Below are 1,134 nucleotides of genomic sequence, written 5' to 3' on the forward strand. Positions count from 1 at the left end.
GTGCCTTTGCATCGCATCGCCCATGCGGGTCTTGGCTTCGTGCCGGAAGAGCGCGGCATCTTCGCCACGCTCAGCGTGCACGAGAACCTGCTTTTGCCGCCGGTTGTCGCAAAAGGCGAGCAGAGCTTGATGTCATTGGACGAGATTTACGAGCTTTTCCCGAACCTGCATGAACGGCGCAATAGCCCCGGCACCAAACTGTCGGGCGGCGAACAGCAGATGCTGGCCATTGCGCGCATCCTGCGCACCGGCGTCAAGGTGCTGCTGCTGGACGAGCCGACCGAAGGTCTGGCGCCCGTCATCGTGCAGCGCATCGGCGATGTGCTGGTGGAGCTGAAAAAGCGCGGTATGACCATCCTTCTGGTCGAGCAGAACTTCCGCTTTGCCGCCAAGGTCGCAGACCGCTTCTATCTGATGGATCATGGCGTGGTGACGGAGAACTTCCCAACCGCCGAACTGCCCGACCGCATGGCGGCCCTGAACGAAGCGCTGGGAGTCTGACATGACAATGATCTTCGGTATTCCTCTGCAAGCGCTTCTCGGCCAGTTGCTGGTCGGTCTCATCAACGGCTCGTTCTATGCCATGCTGAGCCTTGGCCTTGCCATCATCTTCGGGCTGTTGCGCATCATCAACTTTGCCCATGGCGCGCAATATATGCTCGGCGCTTTTGTCGGCTATCTGCTGCTGAGCTGGCTTGGCATCGGCTATTGGCCAGCGCTTATTCTGGCTCCGATCATCGTCGGTCTCGGCGGCGCGATTGTCGAGCGCGTGGCGCTGTCACGGCTTTATAATCTCGATCCGCTTTACGGCCTGCTCTTCACCTTCGGCCTGGCGCTCGTGATCGAAGGCACGTTCCGCTATTATTATGGCGCTGCCGGACAGCCCTATGCGGTGCCACCGTCGCTTGCAGGCGGCAACAATCTCGGCTTCATGTTCCTGCCGAATTATCGCGCCTGGGTGGTCGTGGCTTCGCTGATCATCTGCCTTGGCACCTGGCTTCTGATCGAAAAGACCAAGCTTGGCGCTTATCTGCGCGCCGCCACCGAAAACCCGACACTGGTCAAGGCCTTCGGCATCAATGTGCCGCTGCTTCTCACCTTCACCTATGCGCTGGGTGCTGGCCTTGCGGGCGT

Annotated in this window: 2 protein-coding genes; both read left to right on the top strand. The window is 60.0% G+C overall.

From position 1 onward, the window contains the following. The coding region (locus FIC94_RS22305) for an ABC transporter ATP-binding protein (protein WP_140026470.1) at positions 1-501 on the top strand (501 nt) is incomplete at its 5' end. A 1-nt stretch (position 502) separates the two neighbouring features. Beyond that, positions 503-1,134: branched-chain amino acid ABC transporter permease (locus FIC94_RS22310; RefSeq protein ID WP_140026471.1), on the top strand; the 632-nt coding region annotated here is incomplete at its 3' end.

The organism is Ochrobactrum teleogrylli (genome assembly GCF_006376685.1).
GTDB lineage: Bacteria > Pseudomonadota > Alphaproteobacteria > Rhizobiales > Rhizobiaceae > Brucella > Brucella teleogrylli.